The sequence below is a fragment of the Proteiniphilum sp. UBA1028 genome, assembly GCF_002316955.1.
In the GTDB taxonomy this organism is placed as follows: domain Bacteria; phylum Bacteroidota; class Bacteroidia; order Bacteroidales; family Dysgonomonadaceae; genus Proteiniphilum.
The window spans coordinates 10,123-35,551 of record NZ_DCEN01000017.1 but is presented as its reverse complement, the minus strand read 5'-3'; the positions used below and the strand labels follow the sequence as shown (position 1 = coordinate 35,551).

The following is a 25,429-nucleotide window of genomic DNA, read 5'->3' as shown; positions in this document are numbered from 1 at the left end:
GGCTCGTAGTTCTTAGCAATGGCAAGATAGATTAGTATGCCTCCGATAGCAATCATAATCAGATGCTGCCAGGTCATACCGGCAATGGCAGGCATCAATTGTTCTAAACCCATAAAATTTTATTTTTGTTGATTTTTTGTTTAATACAAAAATCCGAGCATCAACCCTGCAGCCACAGCAGATGCAATAACACCTGCCACATTGGGGCCCATGGCGTGCATCAGCAGGTGATTGGTAGAGTCGTACTCCAACCCAACAACCTGCGACATACGTGCCGAGCCGGGTACTGCCGATACACCCGCATTGCCAATCAGCGGATTGATTTTGTTCCCTTCTTTCAAAAACAGATTGAGGAACTTTACAAACAGAACGCCTGCGCAAGTGGCAATGATAAATGCCAACGCACCCAAAAAGAATATTTTCACCGATGCGGGTGTCAGAAAGGTGGTTGCCTGAGTGGAGACACCAACCATTAATCCAAGAAGAATGGTGACAATATCAATCATAGGTCCGCGGGCAGTCTCTGCCAGTCGCCGGGTTACCCCTGACTCTTTCAGCAGATTCCCAAAGAAGAGCATACCCAATAGGGGCAATCCGGAAGGAACCAGGAATGCTGTCAACAATAAACCAACAACCGGGAAGATGATCTTCTCATTTTGAGATACCACCCGTGCCGATTTCATGCGTATAAGCCGCTCTTTTTTTGTCGTGAGCAGCCTCATGCAGGGGGGTTGCAAAATTGGAATCAGTGCCATGTACGAGTAGGCCGATATGGCTACCGCTCCCAACAGGTGTGGGGCTAACTTTGAGGTAAGAAATATGGCCGTGGGCCCGTCTGCTCCTCCAATGATTCCGATCGATGCGGCCTCTGTCGGCTCAAATCCGAGCTGCAAAGCAATAATGTAAGCTCCGAAGATGCCAAACTGGCAGGCAGCACCGACGAGGACCAGCTTGGGATTTGAAATCAGGGAAGAAAAATCGGTCATGGCACCAATGCCAAGAAAGATCAACGGCGGATACCATCCTTTCTGTACGCCCTGATAGAGGATATTCAAGACCGATCCCTCTTCGTATATGCCAATTTCCATATTGGCAGAGAGATCAAACGGGATGTTGCCGATCAATATACCAAAACCAATGGGTACCAGTAGCAAAGGTTCGAATTCATAGCGGATAGCCAGGAATATAAACAGTACTCCAAACAGGATCATTATGATATGACCTGACTCTACGTTCGCAAATCCGGTGTAACTAATAAAGGTGTTTAGATTCTCAATTAAAAAGTCAAAAAAGTTTCCCATATTCTATCCTACTATAACAATCAGTTCAGATCCTTCCAAGACCGAATCTCCTTTTCTTACCTTAATCTCCTTGATGGTGCCGTCTCTATCCGCAATAATATTGTTTTCCATTTTCATGGCTTCCAGTATCAACAGTTTTTGTCCTTTTTTTACGGTATCGCCCACATTGCAGTTGATGTCGAGGATGATACCCGGAAGCGGAGATTTCAATGAATTGGCACTTGCATTTGCCGTATGTTTGATCACGGGGGTGCTTGATTCGGGTTGTGGCGAACCTGCCTGCGCCGGTTTTTTAAATGGCGATGATACTATTTTCTTTATCTTTTTCTCAATCTCAACCGTGTAGGGAATGCCATTTACTTCCACTTCTGCTGTCTCATCGGTCGTATTGTTAATGACCACGTTATAGAGACTGCCATTGATTCTGTATTTATATTGTTTCATTATGTGAAATTTATGTTTTTGTTGATTGAAACGTTTGCCTGTTTATCTTCGCGGAAGTTCTCTCAAACCGTAAATTTTAGAACTCCAGGGAGAATAGTTTTTGTTAATTTTGTTGATTGTGAGAATGGTATGTTCGAAATCATGCACGTCATTTTGTTCTTCATGCAGAGCCATAAATATGGCGCTAAGCACTTCTCCCGGTATACCTTGGGGATCCGGTTTGCCTGCTGTGGTTTCGACAGTTGTACTTTTCCCTCTTCTCTTTTCACTTATTCTAGTCGATGATTTTCCGACTATCTTGAAGACGATATACAGAACAAGGAGAGCACAAAATACTACTAACATTGATGTAATTGTCATAGATGCTCCAAATTTATCTTGTTGTTTAAATCTCTCGACCTTTTCATTCTTGTCGAGGGTGTAATTATTGGTGCTGGGAGTTACCTTTTTCAATCTGGTCAGCTGGAGGGTGCCGTCCTTGTCGTATTTGACCCCGTCCATTTCATAACCCCATGAAACATCTGCCAACTGTCCCTTGGGTATGATTATTTCGTCAATCAGCTTCGTACCACTTTCATCGAACAGAGCAATGTAATTGTCCTCCTCGGGGTCCAGTTCAAAACTAATGTGAAATGTTCCCTGATAGGGCTTGTTATTTGCCCAAAATAAGACATGTTGATGCGGTGCAATTCTGGTAAGTACATCGCCTCTGGGAATGGGATATTTTCTGGGGTTTGACTTGTCGTTGGTAAGAAAATATCCGCCGATATCCTGCGTTTTTGCAGTGTTGTTGAATATTTCAATCCATCCGCTTCTTTGCCCGTAATCATCCACATAATTTTCCTCATTGTTCACCAGTACCTCGTTAATTACCATGCGTGGGTTTTCAACGCGTTCGGAACAAGAAGTGAAAGGTAGAAGAAGTAGGAAAAGAAACAAAACAGAAGATGCCGGTAGTTTATTCATAATCCTTTCTTTTACAAGGGGAGGTTATCGTGTTTCTTTGCCGGATTCTGTAGCTTTTTCGTCTGTGTCTGCTGCAGGGCGCGAATCACGCGGAAACGGGTATTACGCGGTTCAATCACATCGTCGATATATCCATAGCGGGCAGCTTCATATGGGTTGGCAAACAGATCGTTGTACTCCTGTTTTTTTGATTCAATCACGGCGTTCTTTTTCTCTGCGTCCGTTTCTGTGGCTATCTCTTTGCTGTAGAGAACCTCCACCGCTCCATCGGCGCCCATGACGGCAATTTCGGCGCTGGGCCATGCATAATTGATGTCACCGCGGAGCTGCTTGCAACTCATCACGATGTGTGCTCCCCCGTATGATTTTCGCAGGGTAACGGTGATTTTGGGAACAGTGGCCTCGCCATACGCATAGAGCAACTTTGCACCGTGTGTGATTACACCGCCATATTCCTGTCCTGTTCCGGGAAGGAATCCGGGAACATCTACCAACGTGACAAGAGGGATGTTAAATGCATCGCAGAAGCGGACAAAACGAGCAGCCTTTCTTGAAGCATTGATATCCAATACGCCAGCAAGGAATTTAGGCTGATTGGCAACAATTCCAACCGACTGTCCGTTGAAACGGGCGAATCCTACAATGATATTTTTTGCATAATCGGCATGGACTTCCAAAAATTCCCCTTTGTCGATGATGGCGCCAATTACCTCGTACATGTCGTATGGTTTGGAAGGACTGTCCGGGATGATGTCATTCAGACCATCTTCCAGCCTGTCGATGGGATCGTCGTTTTCATAGACGGGTGCTTCTTCCAGATTGTTTTGGGGAATGAAACTCAACAGCTGACGGATAACCTTTAGACCGTTTTCTTCCGAATCAACAGCGAACTGTGCAACTCCTGACTTGGAGGCATGTACGGAAGCACCCCCCAGGTTCTCCTGAGTGACATCTTCTCCTGTAACGGTTTTTACTACCTTGGGCCCCGTTAGAAACATATAGGATGTACCCTGTGTCATGACAATGAAATCGGTAAGAGCAGGCGAGTAAACTGCACCTCCTGCACAAGGACCGAAGATACCGGATATCTGGGGAATTACGCCCGAAGCGAGGATGTTACGCTGAAATATTTCAGCGTAGCCTGCCAAAGCATTGATACCTTCCTGAATACGGGCGCCACCCGAGTCGTTGATTCCGATCAGCGGAGCTCCCATCTTCATGGCCTGGTCCATAACCTTGCATATTTTTTTAGCCTGCATTTCGGACAGAGATCCGCCAAAAATGGTGAAATCCTGAGCGAAAACATAGACAAGACGTCCTTCGATTGTACCATAGCCTGTGACAACACCATCACCGAGAAACTTGCTGTTTTCCATTCCGAAGTTATGCGAACGATGCTCCACGAACATATCGAATTCTTCAAAACTTCCTTCGTCAAGAAGCATGAAAATGCGTTCACGCGCAGTGTACTTTCCCTTTTGGTGTTGTGATTGAATCCTTTTCTCACCTCCGCCTAAACGGGCCTTTTCCCTTAGCTGGATTAGTTCTTTTACTTTTTCGAGTTGATTGCTCATATGATTAATTCTTTAGATTAACGAGATAGTTTTTGTCGATGTCTGCTTGTTTTTCTGTGGCAGGCCCGTTTCGGTGCTGCTCAACCTGTTATTCGGGATGTTCGCACAATTCGGTGAGAACACTTCCCGTAGATTTAGGATGTAGGAAAGCAATCTTTAGCCCTTCCGCACCCTGTCGTGCCTGCTGATCGATCAGACGTACCCCTTTTGATTCGGCGTCTTTCAATGCTTCGTTCACATTTTTTGTCGCATAGGCAATGTGATGTACACCTTCGCCCCTTTTTTCGATGAACTTGGCAATGGTGCTCTCCTCGCTTGTGGGTTCCAGTAGTTCTATTTTAGTGGAGCCGACCATGAAGAAAGCTGTTTTAACTTTTTGATCTTCCACGGTTTCAATGTTGTAGCACTTGAGCCCCAAAACACCTTCATAATATGGAAGATGTTCTTCGATACTTTTTACCGCAATGCCAATGTGTTCAATGTGTGTAATTTCCATATATTTTTTGTTACCAGTTTAAATGTATGCTGCAAATTTGAGTGTACACTCTAGTCGTGTTTTTATTCAATCTTACAATAAATCGGAAGATCTCTCTTTTTCCCATCGATCCGACGTCTCCAAGGCCGGTTATATGGACGAAATACGCAATACCTCCAGCAGCTCTTCGCTGATCTCCCGCTCCTTACGGATGGCTCGCTTGAATGGTATGTAATCAATTTCGTTTTCGTGGATGCCAATCATCACGTTGCGTTGATTTTCCAATAATGCCTGAATGGCTGCAATACCCATCCGGCTTGCCAGGATGCGATCCTGTGCCGATGGTGAACCACCACGCTGAAGATGGCCGAGAATGGAAACGCGGACATCGTATTGAGGGTACTCCGTTTTTACACGTTCGGCCAGTTTGATGGCTCCGCCCGTCACCTCACTCTCGGTGACAAGCACCATGCTGCTGTTCTTAGACTTGCGAAAGCCCTGCTCAATGAGTTCACCCAACTGGTCTTTCTCGATGCTGATCTCCGGGATGATGGCTGCTTCCGCACCCGAGGCAATAGCGCTGTTCAATGCAAGAAATCCGCAATTGCGCCCCATCACCTCCACAAAAAAAAGGCGTTCGTGGGAAGTGGCCGTGTCGCGTATCTTGTCCATCGATTGCATAATGGTGTTCAGGGCCGTGTCGTAGCCGATGGTGGTATCGGTGCCGTTCAGGTCGTTGTCGATTGTTCCGGGGAGGCCCACTATGGGGATATTATACTCATTGGCAAAGATGCCTGCGCCTGTGAGAGAGCCATCGCCCCCAATCACAACCAATGCATCTATGCCATGCTTCTGCATGTTTTCGTAAGCAATCCTGCGCCCTTCTACTGTCATAAATTCCTGCGAACGGGCTGTCTTCAGGATGGTTCCGCCCTGTTGAATGATGTTGCTGACGCTGTTGGTCTTGAATTCTACGATTTCATCCGAAATAAGACCTTTGTATCCCCTGTAAATGCCGTAGACACGCATGCCATTAGAAATACCTGCACGCGTTACCGCACGAATGGCAGCATTCATGCCCGGCGCATCGCCTCCGGAAGTGAGGACACCTACGCTTTGTATATTTGAGTCCATGTTTGAGTTCTTTGTCTTTGAGACTTTGTTGGTTGTATACTTTGTTTCACTTGAAAACAATAAGATGCAAAGATATGTTTTTTTAACGATGCCACAAAAAAAACTGACTAAAAAGCAACTTTCTCCATTTGCAGACGAGGACACAGTTTTGCAATGTTGGCGGCTACGGCTTCCATTTGCCACTTGGGCGTGGAAGTAGCTCCACAGATGCCAATGCTGATGTCCTCCCTAAGCAGCACAGGATCTATCTCTTCCGGTGAATGGATGAGGTGTGAATTCGGATTTCTCTTTTTGCATTCAGCAAACAATACCTTGCCATTGGAGCTTTTTTCGCCGGCAATGAAAAAAATCAGGTCGTGTCTCGCTGCAAACTCCTGGATATTGGGCACGCGGTTCGACACTTGCCGGCAAATGGTGTCGTAAAATTCAAACTTTGCCCCCTCTTTCATGCGGGATCTAATCAGCTCGCCTATCTCATGAAATCCATCCAAAGGTTTTGTTGTTTGGGAAAAAAGGCTGATGTCGCGAGAAAAATCGAGCTTGTCGATCTCTTCCTTGCTTTCGATGATGATGGCCGACTCATCGGTTTGACCGAGTAAACCATTCACTTCGGCGTGTCCTTTTTTTCCGAAGATCACAATTTGAGCATCGTTGTGTGCGCGATGGGTGTATTTCTTGTTGATTCTCTTCTGCAACCCCAACACGACGGGACAGGAAGCATCAATAATTTCGATGTTGTTCTGTTTAGCTATCTCGTATGTACTGGGCGGTTCTCCATGAGCACGGAGTAAAACGCGTACGTTTTTAAGTTGTTTAAACTGTTCGTGGTTAATGGTGATCAACCCCATCTTTTCGAGACGTTCCACTTCAATGTTGTTGTGTACGATGTCACCCAAACAATAAAGTGTACCTCCCTTTTGCAGCTCTTCCTCGGCTTTGGATATCGCTTTCGCAACGCCAAAACAGCATCCGGACAGCTTGTCTATTTCAATTTTGTTCATTTTTAGCTGTGATTTTATAAAACATATCTAATGCCCATTGTAACTGCTCTTCGATGCCGACATGGGTATTGTCCAACTCGAGGGCATCCTTTGCCTTGCGCAACGGGCTTTCGGTACGGGTAGTGTCGCGCAGGTCGCGCTCCTTTACATTGGCCAGTACGGCTTCGTATTCCGGTTGTTCGCCCTTGGCTTTCATTTCGTCGAATCGTCGCCGTGCACGTATTTCGGGTGACGTGGTAAGAAAAAGTTTCATTTCGGCATCGGGAAAGACCACCGTGCCGATATCACGCCCATCCATGACTACTCCCTTGCTTTTACCCATCTCCCGTTGTTGGTGAACCATTTCCCTTCGAACAAAGCCGAGGGTGCTCACACGGCTTGCGCCATTGGCCACCTCCAGGGTACGAATCTCTTTTTCCACATTCTCGCCGTTCAGGAAGGTTTCCTGCAACCCTTCTGCATTCGTTTCAAAAGAAATCCTGATATCTCCTATGTGCTCGTGCAGTGATGTCTCGTCAATTTCACTTTCCGTGATCCATCCTTTTCTAAGGGCATAAAGTGCCACTGCGCGATACATTGCCCCGCTATCGATATAAATGTATCCTAGCTTTTTGGCCAATCCCTTGGCTATCGTGCTTTTGCCACACGACGAATACCCATCTACGGCAATGTTAATTCTTTTATTGTGCATACTACATCACTTAACGACATAAACAAACACAAAGATAGAATGTTTTTGCGAAATCCTTATTCAAAAATTTTTCTCCTCCAGATATTCTGCCTCGTTATTTTTCTCTTCATTTCCTTTCAAGGGCTCTAGAATTTTCTTTGGAGGAATTATTTTTGACAATAAGATGGATATAAGCAATGTGCCCAGGATAACCACGAGAGAGAACCATGACTTGGACGTGAAGAAACTGGCAACTGGCGGAATGCTGCCCGATAACATCTTTAGACCGATGAAGAAAAGAATGAAGCTGATACCATATTTAAGAAACCGGAACATGGTGATGATATTCCGCAGGGCAAAGAACAGTGAAATAAGCCCCATTACAGCAAAAACATTGGAAGTGATTGCCAGAAACTGCTCTTCCTGTCCAGTGAGCAAGCTTTCCGCCCCTTCCAGGATCACCCCAATGATGGCAGGGATTGAATCCAGCGCAAAAATAATATCGGTGGTGCCGATAATCAAAAATGTAAGAAACATATGGGTAATATGTCTTCTTCCGTTTATTTTTGTGAAAAAATGCGGTGTATGCATGTCAGGATCAACCTGAAATAATTTTATTGCCCCTTTATACAAAACGTTGTTTTTGGGATCAACGGTTTGGTTGTCCTTGCTGAGAAGCATTTTTAATCCGGTGTAGATCAGTACAATTCCGAGCAAATACAACACCCAGTGAAAACGAAGCACCAGTTCCATCCCCACCAGAATAAACAGAATCCGCAAAATGATTGCCACCAGTATTCCCAATTTAAGTAATTTAGGCTGGTTCTCCTGTTTGATGTCCATGACGGAAAAAATTAAAAGAAAGACAAAAAGATTGTCTACAGACAGAGAGTATTCCGTCAAATAACCCGAAATGAATTTTGCCGCCATCACAGAGGCTGTTCTCACGGGACTGTCGGGATTCTGAGGGAAAAATAGGAAAACAGCCAGACCGAATAACAGAGCTATAAGGATCCATAACCCGGTCCACATCAATGATTCCTTCACGTTGATGTTACTCCTTCGGTGGTTCGTCACATAAAAATCGATCGCATAAACAATAAGAAAGGTTACAACAAATGCAACCCAAAAGATGGTGATTGTGCTCATATATTATTTTAATAGTCAATAATTCAAATTCCGACCGCTTGTGAAATTCATCCCAAAAAGCATCTTCAATACGGTGTGTTGTCGTGTAAGAATATGATGTGGAGTTTTTTTAAAGGCGATGGAAATTGTTTTTAGGTATAAAAATTAAGCAATTATAAGATCTCTTGTTGCTGCTGATGTGATGCAAAGGTAATTGAAATATTTATGCGGTGAGTTTTTTTGCTGAATTTATTTTCCGAATAAAAAAACAGCCCGAAAGCTGTTTTCCTGAATTGTGATTTTTTATCCAATTAATCCTGCAAAAAGTTGGGGTACATATAATCCGTTGCAGGAATAAATGTTTCTTTTATACACTGTGGCGATACCCAACGCAGCAGGTTAAAGACAGAACCAGCCTTATCGTTGGTACCGGATCCGCGTCCACCACCAAACGGTTGCTGATCGACCACGGCACCGGTGGGCTTGTCGTTGATATAGAAGTTGCCGGCCGTGTGTGTCAGCCGGGTCGTCATCTTTTCAATGTGTGACCTGTCTGCAGAGAAGATGGCTCCGGTCAACGCATAATCGGTCGCACCGTCCAGAATGTCCATGGTTTCGTTCAATTTCCCGGGGGGGTAAACATATACTGTGAGAATAGGGCCGAATAGTTCCTCCCTCATGGTGATGTAATCGGCATTTTTGGCCAGAATAACGGTCGGGTGGATGAAGTAACCGACAGATTTGTCGTAAGTTCCACCATAAACAATCTCTGCATCGGGTGATACTTTGGCGTCATCGATGACTTTTGCCAGTTTGTTGAACGACTCCTCGTCGATGACGGCATTCACAAAATTACTAAAATCTTCTACCACACCCGTTTTTATCTGCGATAGGTCTCCAGTCACTTGTCTTTTTACCTCTTCCCAAATGTTTTCCGGGATAAAGGCACGTGATGCTGCTGAACACTTCTGGCCCTGGTATTCGAAAGCGCCTCTTGTGATCGCAGTGGCTACCTGCTTTGGGTCGGCTGTTTCGTCGGCAAGGATGTAGTCCTTTCCACCGGTTTCCCCTACAATGCGGGGGTACGACTTGTACTTTGATATGTTCCGGGCAATGGTGCCCCACATACCATTGAATACAGCTGTGGATCCGGTGAAATGCAGTCCGGAAAAGTCACGGTGGTTGAAGATCACCTCTGCCGCTTCTCTTCCTCCGGTGTAGACAAGGTTGATGACTCCGTCGGGTAATCCCGCCTCTTTCCATATCTTCATGATGAGATGGGCTGAGAAGGTAGCCGTTTTTGATGGTTTCCAGACCACCGTATTTCCCATGAGGGCCGGGGCTGCGCCCAGGTTGCCGGCAATTGACGTGAAGTTGAACGGAGTAAGAGCAAAAACAAATCCCTCAAGCGGACGCCATACCATCCGGTTCCAGACTCCCGGCGAAGAGTTGGGCTGCATGGCATAGATTTCCTGCATATTTTTCACATTGTAACGATAAAAATCGACCAGTTCACAGACAGCATCAATCTCCGATTGATAGGCATTCTTCGATTGACCGATCATGGTGGTTGCGTTGAATTCCGTCCGGTAGGGCCCGGCAATCAGTTCTGCCGCTTTCAGAAAAATCGCGGCACGGCTTTCCCAGTGCATGGCCTCCCACGATGGTTTGGCCTTGAGGGCTGCATCGATGGCCATCTGCACATGGCTTTGGTCACCCTGGTGGTAGTGTCCCAGCAGGAGGCGATGGTTATGAGGGGGGCGTATTTCCATCAGGTTTCCGGTTCGTACTTCCTTGCCACCAATCACCATCGGCAGATCAAGTCCGCCCTTGTTGATTGCTTCCAATTTTTGTTTCAGTGCTTCTCTTTCGGGTGATCCCGGAGCGTAGCCCCTGGCAGGTTCATTCTTTACCGGAGGTAATTTGTAGATTCCTTTAGGCATAATCAATTCATTTTTTGTGTTTATCTTGAATGAGACAAATTTATCAAAAAAAAATAACTTAGGGATGCTCCGAACCAATTAAAAAAATAAGGAAATAGAATGGCCGGAATGTTATTTTTTTTTATTTTTGCAGGCAAACCTGGATCCTTTTACATTAAACACATGCAACCTGAAAAAAACCACCCCGTCAACTTTGAGAACACAGAAACAGCTTTTCGTGATCAATCGAATGCAAGCCTCAGGCAGTCTTATCAGCTTTTTAACGTGATGAACAACAGGACGCTGGTTCAAACCTGTAAACAGCTGGTCGGCCTGGCTCTCGCGATTCACTTTCCGGTGAATGGAATCCTGCGGAAAACCATCTACCGTCATTTTGTAGGAGGTGTATCCATTACAGACTGCAGCAATGCCATTGCTCGCCTGGCAAAGCGCAATGTGCTTTCAATTCTCGATTATGCACAGGAAGGGGAGGAGTCGGATGCCGCTTTTGATGCCACCTGCAATGAAATTATCCGCACCATTGAGTTTGCACATGATAATCCCCGCGTACCCTTCAGTGTCTTTAAAATTACCGGAATCGCCCGTTTCGACTTGTTGGCAAAGGTGAGCGAAGAAAGCAGTCTTACCAGCGAAGAGGAGGCTGAATACCGACGCGTGGAAACACGGATAAATGCGATTTTCCGGAGAGGATATGAGCTTGATGTGCCGGTGATGATCGATGCCGAAGAGACATGGATTCAACCCGTGCTCGATAATCTGGTGCTACGCATGATGGCGCAGTATAACGGAAAAAAGGCCATCGTGCAAAATACTTACCAGATGTATCGGCACGATAGCATTGCACGCATAATGCAGCATCACCGTAAGGCACTGGAGGGCGGGTTTCGCTTTGGGTTGAAGATTGTTCGTGGCGCCTATATGGAAAAAGAGCGCGCACGCGCCGCCGAAAAAGGGTATTCATCGCCAATACAGCCGGATAAACAATCTACAGATCGTGATTTTAATGATATCATCCGCTACTTTATGGACAATCTGGACAGCATCGATTTTATGGTTGCCACCCACAATGAAACCAGTTCCCTTTTGTTGGCCTCCCTGATCGATGCCTACAATGTGCCGAGGAACCATCCCGGGATTTATTTTTCCCAACTCTATGGAATGAGCGATCATATTACCTACAATCTTGCTGAACAAGGTTATAATGTAGCAAAATATGTTCCTTATGGCGAAGTGAAGACCATGATGCCCTATCTTTTCCGTCGTGCCGAAGAGAATTCTTCGGTAAAAGGACAGTCTAGCCGGGAGTTGAAAATGATCAAAACCGAAATAGAGCGAAGAAAAAAAACCGGAATCTCATTTATTTCACTTCCCAAACATTCGAAGAGTTGAGAAGAAATTCTGTAAACGATTTTTTCGGCATTTTCTGCTGTACCTCCACTATTTGCTTCTCGTAGTCCCTTTCGTAGGATGGTTCGTCCACACTGCGTATTACACCCAGTGCCACAGGGAGGCCGTCCGCCGTATCCATCAGGGCTAGTTTCAAGTGCAGCGTGCTGTCTTTGGTGGTGGCATCGTGTACCAGAATGTCGTCGAGCGAGTAGCCATCTTCCCCGAGGGTCACAGATTTGAGGTTCCAGCCATCCAGCACAAGGCCTTTCTCGTTATCTTTTCCGTAAATCATCTTCTCTCCATGCTTCAGGATAACGGTGTTATCGGCTTTCCAGGAACGGTCGCTTATCTTGTTGTGGATGCCGTCGTTGAAGATTACGCAGTTTTGGAGTACCTCAATCACCGAGGTGCCTTTATGGCGGGCTGCTTCCACCATCACATCTACCTGGTTCTTCATGTCCACGTCGATGGCGCGGGCAAAGAAAGTTCCTCTGGCACCAAAGGTCAGTTCTGCAGGACGGAACGGATCTTCCACGGTTCCGTAGGGCGATGACTTGGAAACAAATCCACGGGCCGATGTAGGGGAGTATTGACCTTTGGTAAGACCGTATATCTTGTTGTTGAAAAGGACGATGTTAATGTCTACGTTGCGGCGAACGGCATGGATAAAATGGTTGCCGCCAATAGCCAGTGAGTCGCCATCACCGGTAGCTACCCATACACTCAGGTTGGGATTGGCAACCTTTACCCCTGTGGCAATGGCTGCCGCACGACCGTGAATGCTGTGAAAACCATAGGTGTTCATGTAATACGGTAGTCGTGATGAGCATCCAATTCCGGAGATTACCGCCGTCTCATGCGGCTCGAGGTTTAGCTCTGCCATCGCCTTGTGCAGACAGGTCAGGATGGCATAGTCGCCACAACCTGGGCACCAACGCACCGCATTTTCGCTTTTGTAATCCTTCGGAAGATGTTTTTGATATTTTAATTCTGCTACTTTCATGCTTATTTATCCTCCATCATTTTTGTAAATTCTTCAACCAGCTCGCTAACCTTGAAAGGCTGTCCCTCCACCCGGTTGAATTTGTAAATATTGCTCAGATCATGGAACTTTCCGCTCAGATAAGCGGCAAACTGGCCATCGTTCTGTTCTGCTACGATCACTTTCTTATATTTTTTCAAGAGGTCGTGTGTGTTCTTTGGCAGGGGTGAGATGTGCCTGAAATGAGCATAAGCTACCTTCCGACCGTTGGCCTGAATGCAAAGCATCACTTCCAGGAGATGTCCGTAGGTGCCTCCCCATCCCACAATAAGCGTGTCGGCATCCTTGTCTCCCAGTATATTTTGTGCAGGAATGAAGTCGGCAATTTTTTCGATTTTCTTCTTGCGGGTATTCACCATATATTGGTGATTCTCAGGGTTGGAGGAGATCACGCCCGTGTGTCTGTCTTTCTCCAGCCCGCCAACGCGGTGCATATAATCCGCTGTTCCCGGCACACCCCAGTAACGGACCAATGTTTCGTCGTCCCGCATGTAGGGCTTCCATTTGTCAATGTCACCCCGGTAACATTTTTCAACGTAGGGGGGCATAATTTCAGGATAATCGTTCATGTCGGGAATTTTCCAGGCGGCTGAGCCGTTGGCTATGTATCCGTCGGTGAGCAAGATTACCGGTGTCATATGTTCCAGTGCAATCTTGGAAGCTTCGAAAGCACTCTCGAAGCAATCGGAGGGCGATGCAGCGGCAAGGACCACCAGCGGGCTCTCACCATTTCGTCCGTAGAGAGCCTGATTAAGATCGGTCTGTTCACTTTTGGTGGGCATCCCGGTAGAGGGACCGCTGCGCTGAACATCAATCACCACCAGCGGCAGTTCGGTCATTACTGCCAGTCCCAGTGCTTCAGATTTGAGTGACAGGCCGGGTCCCGAGGTGGAGGTGGCAGCAAGACAACCCGCGAAGCTGGCACCAATGGCCGAGGTAATGCCCGCAATTTCATCCTCCATTTGCAGGGCTTTCACGCCGAAGTCTTTCCTTTTTGTCAGTTCATGTAGGATATCGGTCGCAGGCGTAATCGGGTAGGAACCCAAAAAAAGCTGTACACCCGCCTTCTCGGCAGCGGCAATCAGTCCGTAGGCTGTGGCTGTATTTCCATTCACATCGGTGTAAAAGCCTTTGCTGGCCTCAATGGGCTCAACGCGGTAGGTAGAGGCAGTAAGGTGTATGTTGTTGCCATAGTTGTAGCCATCTGACAAGGCTTTGATGTTGGCCTGTACCAGCAGAGGCTTTTTTGCGAACTTCTGCTGCAATAGCATATCGGCAATTTCCAGAGGCCGGTTGAAGAGCCAGCAGACGATACCCAGTGCGAACATGTTCTTGCTGCGGAGCATATCTTTATTTTCCAGGCCCGAATTTTCCAGCGAGGCTTTGGTGAGGGAAGTAATAGCCACCCCAACCGGTTGTACATGCTCCAGTTCAAGTTCACTGAACGGATCCTGGGTTGTAAAAAGCGCTTTGTCGAGGTCCTTCTTTTGAAATGAATCGGTGTCGTACAATACAATCGAACCTCTCTTCAGGTACTGTGCGTTCACTTTCAGTGCCGCCGGGTTCATGGCCACAAGTACGTCTGTTTTATCGCCTGAGTTGTACACGTCTTTTGCACCAATGCGCACCTGAAAACCCGAAACGCCATGCAGCGAACCTTGTGGGGCACGTATCTCGGCTGGAAAATCGGGAAAGGTGGCAATCTCGTTTCCAAAAATGGCCGATAAGGTGGAAAAAAGTGTTCCGGACAACTGCATTCCGTCCCCGGAGTCGCCTGAGAAACGAATGGTTACTTGTTTAATGTCATTGACGACCGAATTCGTTGGCATAATTTATTTTGAATTTTGTGTAATGATTATACTGTCTTTAGCAGACAATACATTTTTGTTGATGTTTCAAATGTACCTGCAAAGTAATAAAAGACTCGCCTAAAAAGCAAATATTTCCTGTGGAAACGCCGAAGCAATTCTGAGCATATCAAACATGATTTCCCGCAACAGCCAAAGATTCTTACAGCAGCTTACTTTCGTTCAATATGTGCGCCCAATGCATTCAGACGCTTGTCAATGGACTGATAGCCGCGGTCTATCTGGTCGATATTGTAAATGGTACTTATCCCTTCGGCGCTCATGGCAGCAATCAGCAGAGAGATCCCGGCACGGATGTCGGGTGAGGTCATCGTCATTCCCCGCAAGTGAAAGCGGTTGTCCAGACCGATCACCACAGCACGGTGCGGGTCACACAAGATAATTTGAGCCCCCATGTCAATCAGCTTATCCACAAAGAAGAGGCGGCTCTCAAACATCTTTTGATGAATGAGCACGCTCCCCTTGGCTTTGGTCGCGACGACCAGCATCACACTCAGCAGGTCGGGTGTAAGTCCCGGCCAGGGAGCATCGGCAATAGTCAGAATAGATCCGTCGATAAACGATTCAATGGTGTAGCATTCCTGTCGTGGAATGTAAAGGTCGTCACCGCGCTGTTCCACCGTGATGCCCAGTCGGCGGAAGCTTTCGGGGATAATACCAAGATGGGTGGCTGATGTCTCTTTGATGGTGATCTCGGAAGCGGTCATGGCAGCCATGCCGATAAAACTTCCGATCTCAATCATATCGGGAAGCAGGCGGTGTTGACAGCCCGACAATTTCGTGACTCCCTGTACCAGTAGCTTGTTGGAGCCAATTCCTTCAATTTTAGCTCCCATGCGTACCAACATCCGGCTTAACTGTTCCACATAAGGCTCGCAGGCAGCGTTGTAGATAACGGTTTCTCCTTCTGCCAGCACGGAGGCCATCAGCAGATTGGCAGTACCGGTTACAGATGCTTCGTCGAGCAGGATATAGGTCCCTTTCAATTGATTTGCAGAGAGTGTGAAAAGGTTCCGCTGTTCGTGATAGACCATGCGGGCGCCCAGCTTCATAATCCCGTTGAAGTGGGTGTCGAGTCGCCGGCGGCCGATCTTGTCACCTCCTGGTTTGGGCACGACGGCTTCTCCGAAGCGTGCCAATAGCGGCCCGATGAGCATGATTGAACCCCGCATTGCAGCACTCTTCTGCATGAAATCATCCGACTGGGTATAACCCAGGTCAATCTCTTCCGCTTTGAATGAATATCGTTTTTCGTCCAGTTTTTTGACGCTCACTCCCATATCCCGGATCAGTGCGATCAGATTGTTCACATCGAGGATGTCGGGGATATTGTCGATGATCACCTCCTCCCGTGTGAGCAATGTGGCGCAGATAACCTGCAACGCTTCGTTTTTTGCCCCCTGTGGGGTAATGTTACCCCGTAGGCTGTGTCCGCCTTCAATGATAAATGATGACATAGTTACTTGCTTAAAATATCCATACTTCCGGCTCAAGCATGATGCCGAATTGTTTTTTTACTTCATACTGTATCCCGTGCATGAAATCAACAATATCCTGTCCGTTCTCCGTCCCGTAGTTCACGATGATCAACGCATGATGTTCGTAAGTCCCGACCATCCCACTTCGCTTTCCTCTAAGACCGGCCTTTTCTATCAGAAAAGCAGCCGACGTTTTGAAGCGGCCTTCTCCTACGTTGTAGATAGGTACGTCTGCCAGCTTCTTTTGAAGAATATCCTTTTCTTCTGTTGTAAGCACCGGGTTTTTGAAAAAGCTACCGGCATTAGGCAGCAAATTGTAATCCGGCAGTTTGCGGGTGCGAATTCGGATTATAGCGTTACGCACCTGCGCAAGCGAGGGAGAGTCAATGCCTTCCAGCTCCCGGCTCAGATCGATGTATTTCTCTTTGTAGGTGAATGATTTACTGAGGCGAAATACCACCGAGGTGATGACGTAGCGGCGCGTTTGTTTGAAGACGCTGTCGCGGTATCCGAAAGCGCACTCCTCGTGGGTAAATTCCCGAAAATCGCCTGATCTGATGTCTACTGCTTTTACCTTGACAATTGTGTCTTTCGCCTCACTTCCATAGGCTCCGATATTCTGAATGGGGCTGGCTCCCACTGAGCTGGGAATTAGGGAGAGGTTTTCGAGCCCCGCATATCCATTCGCTACACATCGACCCACAAATTGATCCCATTCTTCGGCGGCTCCTGCTTCAATTTCTACATGTTCGGCATCTTCGGACACAATGGTGATCCCCCGCATGCCTGGTTTGATCACCAATCCATCAAAATCGTGGGTGAAAAAAATATTAAATCCGGCCCCCACTATCAACTTTTTTTCGCGGGGATATGATTTTAAAATTTCCAGTAACTCTTCCGTGGAAGATGGTTCACAGAAGAGACGGGCTGATGCTTTTGTTCTGAATGAGTTGTAGGGTTGTAGTTGAATGTTGTGTTGTATGTCCAATTTATGATCTGTTTTTTATTTTTATTGTGATTATATGGACCGCTAATATCCTTTATATATTAGAAAAACGGTCGGCTTCTTATGCATATCTGGTAATTTTCCTTTCCATGTCCGGATGTTTCGGGTGACGATATATTCGTCGTCGCATGATATGTTGATGGCAATGCATAGTTGCGTCTGGGGTTTGCAGTGCTGCAAAATATCTTCAGCCAGTTTTTGATTCCTGTAGGGTGTTTCTATAAAAAGCTGGGTCTGGTCTTCACTATAAGCCCGGTTCTCGTACTGCTTTAGCTTTATTGCGCGTTCGCCTGCATTGATGGGCAGATAACCGTGGAAGGCAAAGCTCTGACCGTTAAACCCCGACGCCATGATGGCCATCAATAGTGACGAGGGACCTACCAGGGGCACCACTTTGTATCCTTTCTGTTGCGCTATGGCCACCACGTCGGCGCCGGGATCAGCTATGGCTGGACACCCCGCCTCAGAGATAACGCCGATACTTTCCCCCTTTTTCATGGGTGTCAAATAGCTTGCGATCTCCTTTTTATCGGTATGCTTGTTCAGCTCGAAAAATGTAAGCGCATCAATATCGATCTGCGGATTGCATTTTTTTAAAAAACGGCGAGCCGAACGTACATCCTCCACAATGAAATATCTAAGCCGGGATACCACACCGATGTTGTAAGGAGGGATCACCTTACTCACAGTCGTCTCCCCCAACAAAACGGGAATTAAATAGAGGGCATGATCGTTCATCTCAGTCGGGAAGTTTTTGCTTACATTTTTGCATACAAAAATAGTCAAAAAAGACCAAAAGAACGTCCTTTTTACAAATGGGTACTCTAATTGTGGTTATTTTTCGTGCCAGTTTATCTTTGCACTTGTTTATTATTTGTTTGTGGCAGTAATTACACCTCTGAAATAACCAAGCGATTCAGCAATTCCCTGAAGCGGGTCTTTCATGTTGCGCTCATGTTCGAGGCTACACATACCGGTGTAACCCACCTCGCGGAGCATTTTTACAAATGCCGGAAAATTGATAATGCCGCGGCCGATCTCTACTGAATACCCTGCCTTGGATGCGTCTGTGACGTCCTTGATATGAATATCAAAAACGCGGCTGTGGTATTTTTTCAGGTCTGCCACCGGATCTTTGCCGTTGCGGGTATCATGGCCTACATCAAGGCACATGCCAATGCGAGGATCAAGTTCCTTCACATTGTTCCATACGTCATCTGCATCCGGATAAAGCTCCATGTCGGGTCCGTGCAAGTGAATAGCATACAGCATGTCATTCTCCTTCACTTTTTTGTCAACGTAAGGAAGCAAATCGTAGTTGGGAACCCCCACAATTAATTTTACGCCTACTCGCTTTGCGTACGTAAATGCGTCGTCGATCTCTTTTTCCGACCGCATATAGATGGGGCCAACAGCATATCCGGTAACTCCTTTGGAATTGAGCTTGTTATGGAATTCTGCGATCTCTTTTTCGTTACTGGTCAAAGGAAGGTGAAAATCTTTGATGCATAAATATTTCACATCGCATTTCTGCATCATCTCCAACGTTTGATCCAGATTGAAATGCCGGAATGAGTAGCCTGCCATGCCAACGTTGAATTTTTCATTTGTTTCGGGTGCGGGCTGGGGGCCGGGCCGGTCCTGTGCTGAAATAAGGAAGGAAAATAACAATCCTGCAAAAACAAGTATTTTTTTCATATGATTTAAATTATTGATTTCTGTAAAGCTAGTTGTTTGTCTACTATGGCATGACTCAAGCAGGCCTGGCTTTGCTCAAAAAATGTGCTCGAACACAAAGGTAATTATTTTTTTAAAACATAGGCCCTTGCTCCTTTTTTTTATAGCTGCTGGCTTTTATGCTGTTGCAATAATTGAGATACCGGGTAAAAGAAATATGCAAAATCCTGTTAACTTTGTAATCTAAAGCATTATTAAATGAACTTGCCCGCTGATTTTATTCTGTCAACTCGTTCGTTGCTTGGAGAAGAAACAGAGAAGTTTCTGTCGGCTCTGGCAGAAGATGCTCCTGTTAGCATCCGTGTAAATCCATTTAAAAAATTGCGTAACCCGATGGTTTTTAGGTTTTCGGCAGAACGTGTGCCGTGGTCGGAATGGGGATTCTACCTCAATGAACGTCCGCCCTTCACCTTCGATCCGCTTTTTCATAGCGGATATTATTACGTGCAGGAGGCTTCTTCCATGTTTGCTGAACAGGTAATCAGGCAGCTGTTAACTGCCCCGGTAACCTGTCTCGACCTTTGTGCAGCCCCCGGGGGAAAATCATTGGGCCTGCTTTCTGCATTGCCGGAAGGTAGTCTGCTCGTTAGCAACGAAATCATTCGCCAGCGGGCGAATATATTGTCGGAAACATTGATAAAGTTCGGTCACCCCAATACTGTCGTGACCAACAATTCACCTCGTGATTTTACTGCTTTCCCCAATTTTTTTGATCTTGTGCTTGTCGATGCACCTTGTTCAGGCGAAGGGATGTTCCGAAAGGATAAGACAGCCGTGGAGGAATGGTCGTCTCAGAATGTGCAGATGTGTACGGCACGGCAGAAGGATATCCTACAGGACGTGTGGGCTGCTCTGAAACCGGGTGGACTACTTATCTACAGCACCTGTACATTCAATAAGGCAGAGAATGAGGAAAATGCGCTGTGGGTGTCCCGTGAACTGAGAGCTGAGTTTGTGAAGGTGGTAAGGGATCAAAGCTGGGGAATTGCGGGGTCATTCGATCGCGAGGTAGAAGGTTGTCGTTTTTTTCCTCATAAAGCCAAAGGGGAGGGACTCTTTATGACTGTTTTGCGGAAAAGCAGTTCTGCAACGCCTCTTGCATTTAACCCGATGCGCAAGTCTCCAAAGAAAGAGGCTATTCCTGCAAAAACAGACAGAGAATACGAGAGCTGGTTGAATCAGGTGCATCGTTTTGACTTCATTGAATCAGGCAATCGGATTGCTGCACTTCCGTTAGCACATGCAGAAGCGATTCGCTTTTTATCCCGACGATTGAAGGTGATTACCATGGGAATTGAAATTGGAGAGAAAAAAGGAAAAGATTTTATTCCTTCTCACGCCCTGGCCATGAGTCAGGAATTGAATCATAAGGCTTTTTTTCAATACGAAGTCTCCTACCGTCAGGCTCTTGCTTATCTTCGAAGGGAAATCATTACCCTGGATGATGCTCCCAAAGGGTTTGTACTGCTTACCTGGCAAGGCGAGCCGCTGGGGTTTGTGAAAAATATAGGAAACCGGGCAAATAATTTGTATCCGGGTGAATGGCGCATCCGAAGCGGATATTTGCCGGAAAAACAACCGGAAATCTTTTCTTTGAAGTCTTTTTCTTCCGGTTCTTAATTCGAATCTCTTCATAAATTCAACGCCTCAACGTCCAAATTCATGCTCAATGTACTCTCTGAAACCCCGTCGATCATTCCATAATCTGTTTGTTGCCCTTGCGGTTGTTGTCGCCCTGATTTCGCTGTTCTTATCAGATAGGCTGGCCAGGGAGCTCGCGGAGGAAGAACATCGAAAGATGGAAATATGGGCTGTGGCAACCGGGTCGATGGCAGACAATGGGGAGGCGAGCCTGGATCTGGTGCTGAAGATATTGCAGAGCAACACAACTATTCCCGTGATTTTGCTTGATGCAAAAAGTGGAGAATTGTTGTCGCACAACATTCGGTTACCGTCAGAAAATTCGAAGTCCTACCTTGAGAAGAAAATAATGCAATTTGGGAAAAAGCATGATCCCATTGTGCTGGAGGGACCCGATCAGCTTTTATATTACGACGATTCCTATACCTTAAAGCAATTACAAATTTATCCCTATTTTCAACTGTTGGTGATTGCTTTTCTTATTGGGCTGGCCTTCTCTACCTTAAGCAGCTCGCAGCGGGCGGAGCAGCATAGAGTGTGGGTCGGCTTGTCGAAGGAGACTGCCCATCAGCTAGGTACGCCAATTTCTTCGCTGGTGGCCTGGACAGAATATCTCAGGTTGAAGGAGGTGGATCCGGAATTGTTGAAAGAGATCAATAAGGATGTGGAACGTTTGCAAATAATCGCGGATCGTTTTTCAAAGATCGGTTCCGCCTCTTTGCTGGAGCAGTCGGATATGCGTGAAGTTGTAAAAAGTGGGTTGTCGTACCTTAGGAACCGCATCCCGGAAAAAATAACTTTCAACCTTCGGTTTCCTGAGCAACCTGTATTGGCCAGCCTGAATGAACCCCTGTTTGGCTGGGTGGTTGAGAATCTTGTCAAGAATGCTGTGGATGCCATGCAGGGAGAGGGAGTCGTCACTTTTGTTATCAACGAGAAAGAAAAAGAAGTGATACTGGATGTTGCAGATGCCGGTAAAGGGATCCAAAAATCCAGCCAACAAAGAATATTCACACCCGGTTATACAACCAAAGAAAGAGGCTGGGGGCTTGGTCTGTCGCTTGTGAAACGCATTGTGGAAGTGAATCACCATGGGAAAATCTATCTGCTTAAGTCGGAGCCGGGGAAGGGTACGGTAATCAGAATTGTATTAAAGAAAAACCCCCGACCGCGGCGGCCGTTTTAGTTCAGTGAGAACGAGGGGAAACTTCTCAAGACTCCGTAGAGCACAGGAAGAAGGAGTGTGGTCAATCCTTTTGCCGGAGTATAGTGCCGAAAAAGCGGATGTTGATGTTTTCGGCTTTGGTATATTTCCTGAGAAGGTCCACAGCGTATTCCGCCGCTTCGGGAAGTCCGTCATGACCGGAATAGCCGTTGATCAACATCATCAGGTCCGTCGTGTCGGAGGTGATCTTGGTACGTTCTTCGTCGCTTGTGGGTGTCCCGATTCCACTCGTTGCATCCCGGTAAACAGGCAATCCTTCAATGTTCAGTATCCCCCTTCCGATCGCTTCAAACTTCTCCCCATACTCGCCCACACCTAAGGTGAGGTTTCCTTCAATTTTTGCGGCATCAAAGCCCCCAATTGAATAACCTGTTTTGAGAGAGACCAGATTGATGAGGTCTACCGCCGTGTTTATCTGGTAAAGAGGCTGGCTTTTCAGTATTCTGCGGCATAACGCTTCGCCCGAGGGGCGGTATCGGTTGGGATCCTTTCCCAGCTTTTTATAGACCTCCCTGGTTGCATGAATTGCCGGACGCCTTTTGATCTCCTCCATCTTGCAGGAAGAGGCCAGAAAAGCGGAAAATGTCGTTATCTCTTTCCATAATTTTTCGTGAAAGGGACTGTTTGTCACCTCGCACGCTATTGCTGCCATACTAAACTCCGGACAGACGTTGTAAATTTTATCGCTGATTGTTATTTCTTTCTGCAACATCGTCTTTCAATATCTTTCTTCATGCTTTTATTCAACGGAAAGTCAAAGGTAAGAAATCTCAAGCAAAAGAACCTGTAAATAGCATAAAGAGATGAATATTCGAAAAATAACGGTCGATTAATTTGTGGAACTCTACTTCAATTGCTATATTTGCGTGATTTTTTGTTTTCATACGATTATTTCATTTTTTTCATTATGAAGGGTGAAGCATTTGCGTTACGACTGACGGGTAAAGTGAAAGTTAGCGTTTTATTGTCAAAGCCGGCAAATGTTATACTTTAGTGAATTCGCGAAAAACGTGCTCTGTCGTTGAAAAATAGAGGCTCATTTTCTATGACTGACGAAAATAATAAGCTGCTGGTCGATCTGGAGGTGCGTATCAAACAGGTCATCTTTTTGTGCGATGCGTTGAAAGACGAAAATGAACGCCTAAAAACGGAGATACGGTCGCGCCAAAAGCAACTTGATGAAACAGTGAACGAGTTGCAGCAATTGAAAACAAGATATAATGGTTTGAAAACCGCGAGAACCATTACAGCGGCTTCGGTCGACGTGGATACCGCGAAATTGAAACTATCAAAACTGGTGCGGGAAGTGGATAAGTGCATAAATTTATTAAAATAACATTGATAAAATTTATGTGATGAGAGATGAAAAATTTTTATTAACATTAGAGGTTGCCGGCAGGAAGTATCCATTGAGAATCAAAAAGTCAGATGAACAGGCCTTCCGTGACGCTGCCAAAAAGATAAATACAAAAATAAACCAATACCGTGTTGCATACGGGGGGGGGAACTCCCGCATGACGACCCAGGATTTTGTGGCAATGACCGCGATACAGGCATTGGCTGAGAATTTTTCTCTCGGTGATAAAAACAATACAAAACCCTTTGAGGATAAGATTGATTCGTTGATCAGCGAATTGGATGACTATCTGAAAAAGTAATCTACTCTCTTGAAAAACAAGGGAAGAGGATAACGCACCTTTTATGCACATAATTGTTATGTGTTTAATTGTGTGCGATTTTTTTTAATGGGCACTAAGCAAAAGTAGAACACCTCATGCCGGAACATTACAATTCCGGCAAGAGCATATAAATCAATTAATATTAAGCAATATGGAAATAGTAATAGGAATTATCGGGTTGGTGATCGGGGCAGTAGTGGCCTGGTTTCTGACCGGTAAAATGGCCAATTCCCGTGCGCAGAATATTCTGAGCGATGCGGAGAAGGATGCCGAGGTAATCAGGAAGAAGATTTTACTGGAGGCAAAGGAGGAGACGCTCGCGATGAAGACCGAGGCTGAAAAGCAGGCCAATGTGCGGACGTCGAAGATTCAGATGACAGAAAACAGGCTCAAGCAACGCGAAATGACGCTTAACCAGAGACAGGAAGAACTGAACAAGAAGAATGCCGAGATGGAAGAGTCGAGGCAAAATCTGACTTCCCAGCAGGATTTTTTGGATAAGAAAGCTGCTGAGCTGGAACGTTTGCACAGACAGTCGGTCGAAAAATTGGAAACCATCTCCGGTCTGTCGGCTGAGGAAGCCAAGGAGCGTCTGGTGGAATCGCTGAAAGACGAAGCCAAGTCCGATGCCCAATCGTACATCAGCGATATCATGGAGGAGGCCAAGATGACCGCCAATAAAGAAGCGAAACGGATTGTAATTCAGTCGATTCAACGTGTGGCTACAGAGACATCCATCGAAAATGCCATTACCGTGTTTCATATCGATTCCGACGAGGTAAAGGGAAGGATTATTGGCCGTGAAGGGCGCAACATTCGGGCATTGGAGGCTGCTACAGGCGTGGAAATCGTGGTAGATGACACGCCCGAAGCCATTGTACTTTCCGGTTTTGACCCTGTGCGGCGTGAGATTGCCCGCCTGTCCCTCCATCAGCTTGTGGCCGATGGTCGCATTCACCCGGCGCGCATCGAAGAGGTGGTGTCGAAAGTAAAGAAGCAGATAGAGGAAGAAATAGTGGAGACCGGCAAGCGCACTGTGATCGATCTTGGTATTCATGGTCTGCATCCCGAGTTGATCAGGATGGTGGGGAAGATGAAGTACCGATCCTCCTATGGGCAGAACCTGTTGCAGCACTCTCGAGAGGTGGCCAACCTCTGTGCCATCATGGCTTCTGAGCTGGGTTTGAATCCCAAAAAAGCGAAACGTGCCGGCTTGCTGCACGATATTGGAAAGGTGCCCGACGATGAACCAGAATTGCCACACGCAGTACTGGGAATGAAGTTGGCCGAGAAGTTCAAGGAGAAACCCGATATTTGCAATGCTATTGGCTCACACCATGATGAGGTGGAGATGACCACCCTGCTGGCGCCCATTGTGCAGGTGTGTGACGCTATCTCCGGTGCCCGTCCCGGTGCCCGCCGTGAAATTGTGGAGGCCTATATCAAGCGGTTGAATGACCTGGAGAACTTGGCACTCTCATACCCAGGCGTGGTAAAGACTTACGCCATTCAGGCCGGTCGTGAGCTGCGCGTGATCGTAGGTGCTGATAAGATTGATGATCAGGATACCGAAAGATTATCCGACGAGATTGCACGCAAGATACAAACCGAAATGACTTACCCCGGCCAGGTAAAGATCACGGTAATCAGGGAAACGCGTGCCGTGAGCTATGCTAAATAAATAGACGGCAACAAATTTATCAATCCACAAAAAAAGAGGGTGTATCA

23 protein-coding genes are annotated in these 25,429 nt (G+C 46.4%); 6 read left to right on the top strand and 17 right to left on the bottom strand.

Annotation, left to right across the window (positions count from 1 at the left end; genetic code table 11):
* Positions 1-140: 140 nt before the first annotated feature.
* The 10 genes from B3Z75_RS02135 to pruA all read right to left on the bottom strand — a co-directional run bounded on the left by B3Z75_RS02135 (position 141) and on the right by pruA (position 10,636).
* Positions 141-1,301, bottom strand: coding sequence for a sodium ion-translocating decarboxylase subunit beta (locus tag B3Z75_RS02135; protein ID WP_294067254.1), 1,161 nt, complete (start codon positions 1,299-1,301; stop codon positions 141-143).
* A gap of 3 nt (positions 1,302-1,304) precedes the next feature.
* Entirely contained in the window at positions 1,305-1,745 is a 441-nt protein-coding gene (locus B3Z75_RS02130; RefSeq protein WP_294067252.1) for an acetyl-CoA carboxylase biotin carboxyl carrier protein, read from the bottom strand.
* Between the two features lie 42 nt (positions 1,746-1,787).
* Complete coding sequence (locus tag B3Z75_RS02125; protein ID WP_294067249.1) at positions 1,788-2,711, bottom strand: OadG family transporter subunit; 924 nt, start codon at positions 2,709-2,711, stop codon at positions 1,788-1,790.
* An 11-nt stretch (positions 2,712-2,722) separates the two neighbouring features.
* On the bottom strand, positions 2,723-4,285 hold the full coding sequence (locus B3Z75_RS02120) for an acyl-CoA carboxylase subunit beta (protein ID WP_294067247.1): 1,563 nt from the start codon (positions 4,283-4,285) through the stop codon (positions 2,723-2,725).
* Between the two features lie 88 nt (positions 4,286-4,373).
* Positions 4,374-4,781 carry a methylmalonyl-CoA epimerase gene (mce, locus tag B3Z75_RS02115; protein WP_294067245.1) on the bottom strand — a complete coding sequence of 136 codons (408 nt, stop codon included), beginning with the start codon at positions 4,779-4,781 and terminating at the stop codon, positions 4,374-4,376.
* Between the two features lie 129 nt (positions 4,782-4,910).
* The gene (gene pfkA / locus B3Z75_RS02110; protein WP_294067243.1) at positions 4,911-5,894 is read right to left on the bottom strand and encodes a 6-phosphofructokinase; all 984 of its coding nucleotides are present in this window, start codon (positions 5,892-5,894) and stop codon (positions 4,911-4,913) included.
* 107 nt (positions 5,895-6,001) lie between these two features.
* A complete protein-coding gene (locus B3Z75_RS02105) occupies positions 6,002-6,895 on the bottom strand; it encodes a 4-hydroxy-3-methylbut-2-enyl diphosphate reductase (RefSeq protein WP_294067241.1) in 894 nt (297 codons plus the stop codon).
* On the bottom strand, positions 6,882-7,586 hold the full coding sequence (gene cmk / locus B3Z75_RS02100; RefSeq protein ID WP_294067239.1) for a (d)CMP kinase: 705 nt from the start codon (positions 7,584-7,586) through the stop codon (positions 6,882-6,884). Before cmk ends, B3Z75_RS02105 begins: the two co-directional genes overlap by 14 nt.
* 60 nt (positions 7,587-7,646) lie before the next feature.
* Positions 7,647-8,714 carry a TerC/Alx family metal homeostasis membrane protein gene (locus B3Z75_RS02095; protein ID WP_294067237.1) on the bottom strand — a complete coding sequence of 356 codons (1,068 nt, stop codon included), beginning with the start codon at positions 8,712-8,714 and terminating at the stop codon, positions 7,647-7,649.
* Between the two features lie 290 nt (positions 8,715-9,004).
* Complete coding sequence (gene pruA, locus B3Z75_RS02090; RefSeq protein WP_294067236.1) at positions 9,005-10,636, bottom strand: L-glutamate gamma-semialdehyde dehydrogenase; 1,632 nt, start codon at positions 10,634-10,636, stop codon at positions 9,005-9,007.
* 162 nt (positions 10,637-10,798) lie between these two features.
* On the opposite strand from pruA, the gene B3Z75_RS02085 reads away from it, so the two are divergent.
* Positions 10,799-12,025, top strand: a complete 1,227-nt coding sequence (locus B3Z75_RS02085; RefSeq protein ID WP_294067234.1) for a proline dehydrogenase family protein — start codon at positions 10,799-10,801, stop codon at positions 12,023-12,025.
* On the opposite strand, the gene B3Z75_RS02080 is transcribed toward B3Z75_RS02085, so the two are convergent.
* The 6 genes from B3Z75_RS02080 to B3Z75_RS02055 form a co-directional block, all read right to left on the bottom strand.
* Positions 11,994-13,028: a 2-oxoacid:ferredoxin oxidoreductase subunit beta gene (locus B3Z75_RS02080; protein ID WP_294067233.1), complete on the bottom strand. Its 1,035-nt coding sequence runs from the start codon at positions 13,026-13,028 to the stop codon at positions 11,994-11,996. The genes B3Z75_RS02085 and B3Z75_RS02080 overlap by 32 nt on opposite strands.
* Before the next feature lie 2 nt (positions 13,029-13,030).
* Positions 13,031-14,896, bottom strand: coding sequence for a 2-oxoacid:acceptor oxidoreductase subunit alpha (locus B3Z75_RS02075; RefSeq protein WP_294067231.1), 1,866 nt, complete (start codon positions 14,894-14,896; stop codon positions 13,031-13,033).
* 191 nt (positions 14,897-15,087) lie between these two features.
* The gene (gene murA / locus B3Z75_RS02070) at positions 15,088-16,392 is read right to left on the bottom strand and encodes a UDP-N-acetylglucosamine 1-carboxyvinyltransferase (protein ID WP_294067229.1); all 1,305 of its coding nucleotides are present in this window, start codon (positions 16,390-16,392) and stop codon (positions 15,088-15,090) included.
* Between the two features lie 10 nt (positions 16,393-16,402).
* Positions 16,403-17,401 (bottom strand): UDP-N-acetylmuramate dehydrogenase, encoded by a 999-nt coding sequence (gene murB, locus B3Z75_RS02065; RefSeq protein ID WP_294067227.1) that lies wholly within the window; start codon positions 17,399-17,401, stop codon positions 16,403-16,405.
* Positions 17,402-17,443: 42 nt separating this feature from the next.
* Positions 17,444-18,157 (bottom strand): SAM-dependent methyltransferase, encoded by a 714-nt coding sequence (locus B3Z75_RS02060; protein WP_294067225.1) that lies wholly within the window; start codon positions 18,155-18,157, stop codon positions 17,444-17,446.
* Positions 18,158-18,289: 132 nt separating this feature from the next.
* Positions 18,290-19,117 (bottom strand): sugar phosphate isomerase/epimerase family protein, encoded by an 828-nt coding sequence (locus tag B3Z75_RS02055; RefSeq protein WP_294067224.1) that lies wholly within the window; start codon positions 19,115-19,117, stop codon positions 18,290-18,292.
* Between the two features lie 237 nt (positions 19,118-19,354).
* Here B3Z75_RS02055 and B3Z75_RS02050 point away from each other — a divergent pair, with 237 nt between their 5' ends.
* Both B3Z75_RS02050 and B3Z75_RS02045 read left to right on the top strand, forming a co-directional pair.
* Positions 19,355-20,776 carry a methyltransferase RsmF C-terminal domain-like protein gene (locus B3Z75_RS02050; protein WP_294067222.1) on the top strand — a complete coding sequence of 474 codons (1,422 nt, stop codon included), beginning with the start codon at positions 19,355-19,357 and terminating at the stop codon, positions 20,774-20,776.
* A gap of 49 nt (positions 20,777-20,825) precedes the next feature.
* Positions 20,826-21,983, top strand: coding sequence for a sensor histidine kinase (locus tag B3Z75_RS02045; RefSeq protein ID WP_294067220.1), 1,158 nt, complete (start codon positions 20,826-20,828; stop codon positions 21,981-21,983).
* A gap of 61 nt (positions 21,984-22,044) precedes the next feature.
* Here the strand turns inward: B3Z75_RS02045 and B3Z75_RS02040 are convergent, their stop codons facing one another.
* Positions 22,045-22,734, bottom strand: coding sequence for a B3/B4 domain-containing protein (locus B3Z75_RS02040; RefSeq protein WP_294067218.1), 690 nt, complete (start codon positions 22,732-22,734; stop codon positions 22,045-22,047).
* Positions 22,735-23,067: 333 nt separating this feature from the next.
* On the opposite strand from B3Z75_RS02040, the gene B3Z75_RS02035 reads away from it, so the two are divergent.
* The 3 genes from B3Z75_RS02035 (at position 23,068) to rny (ending at position 25,382) form a co-directional block, all read left to right on the top strand.
* Positions 23,068-23,358 carry a hypothetical protein gene (locus B3Z75_RS02035; protein ID WP_294067216.1) on the top strand — a complete coding sequence of 97 codons (291 nt, stop codon included), beginning with the start codon at positions 23,068-23,070 and terminating at the stop codon, positions 23,356-23,358.
* A 19-nt stretch (positions 23,359-23,377) separates the two neighbouring features.
* A complete protein-coding gene (locus B3Z75_RS02030) occupies positions 23,378-23,680 on the top strand; it encodes a cell division protein ZapA (RefSeq protein WP_294067214.1) in 303 nt (100 codons plus the stop codon).
* A gap of 172 nt (positions 23,681-23,852) precedes the next feature.
* Positions 23,853-25,382: a ribonuclease Y gene (gene rny, locus B3Z75_RS02025; protein ID WP_294067212.1), complete on the top strand. Its 1,530-nt coding sequence runs from the start codon at positions 23,853-23,855 to the stop codon at positions 25,380-25,382.
* Positions 25,383-25,429 lie beyond the last annotated feature (47 nt).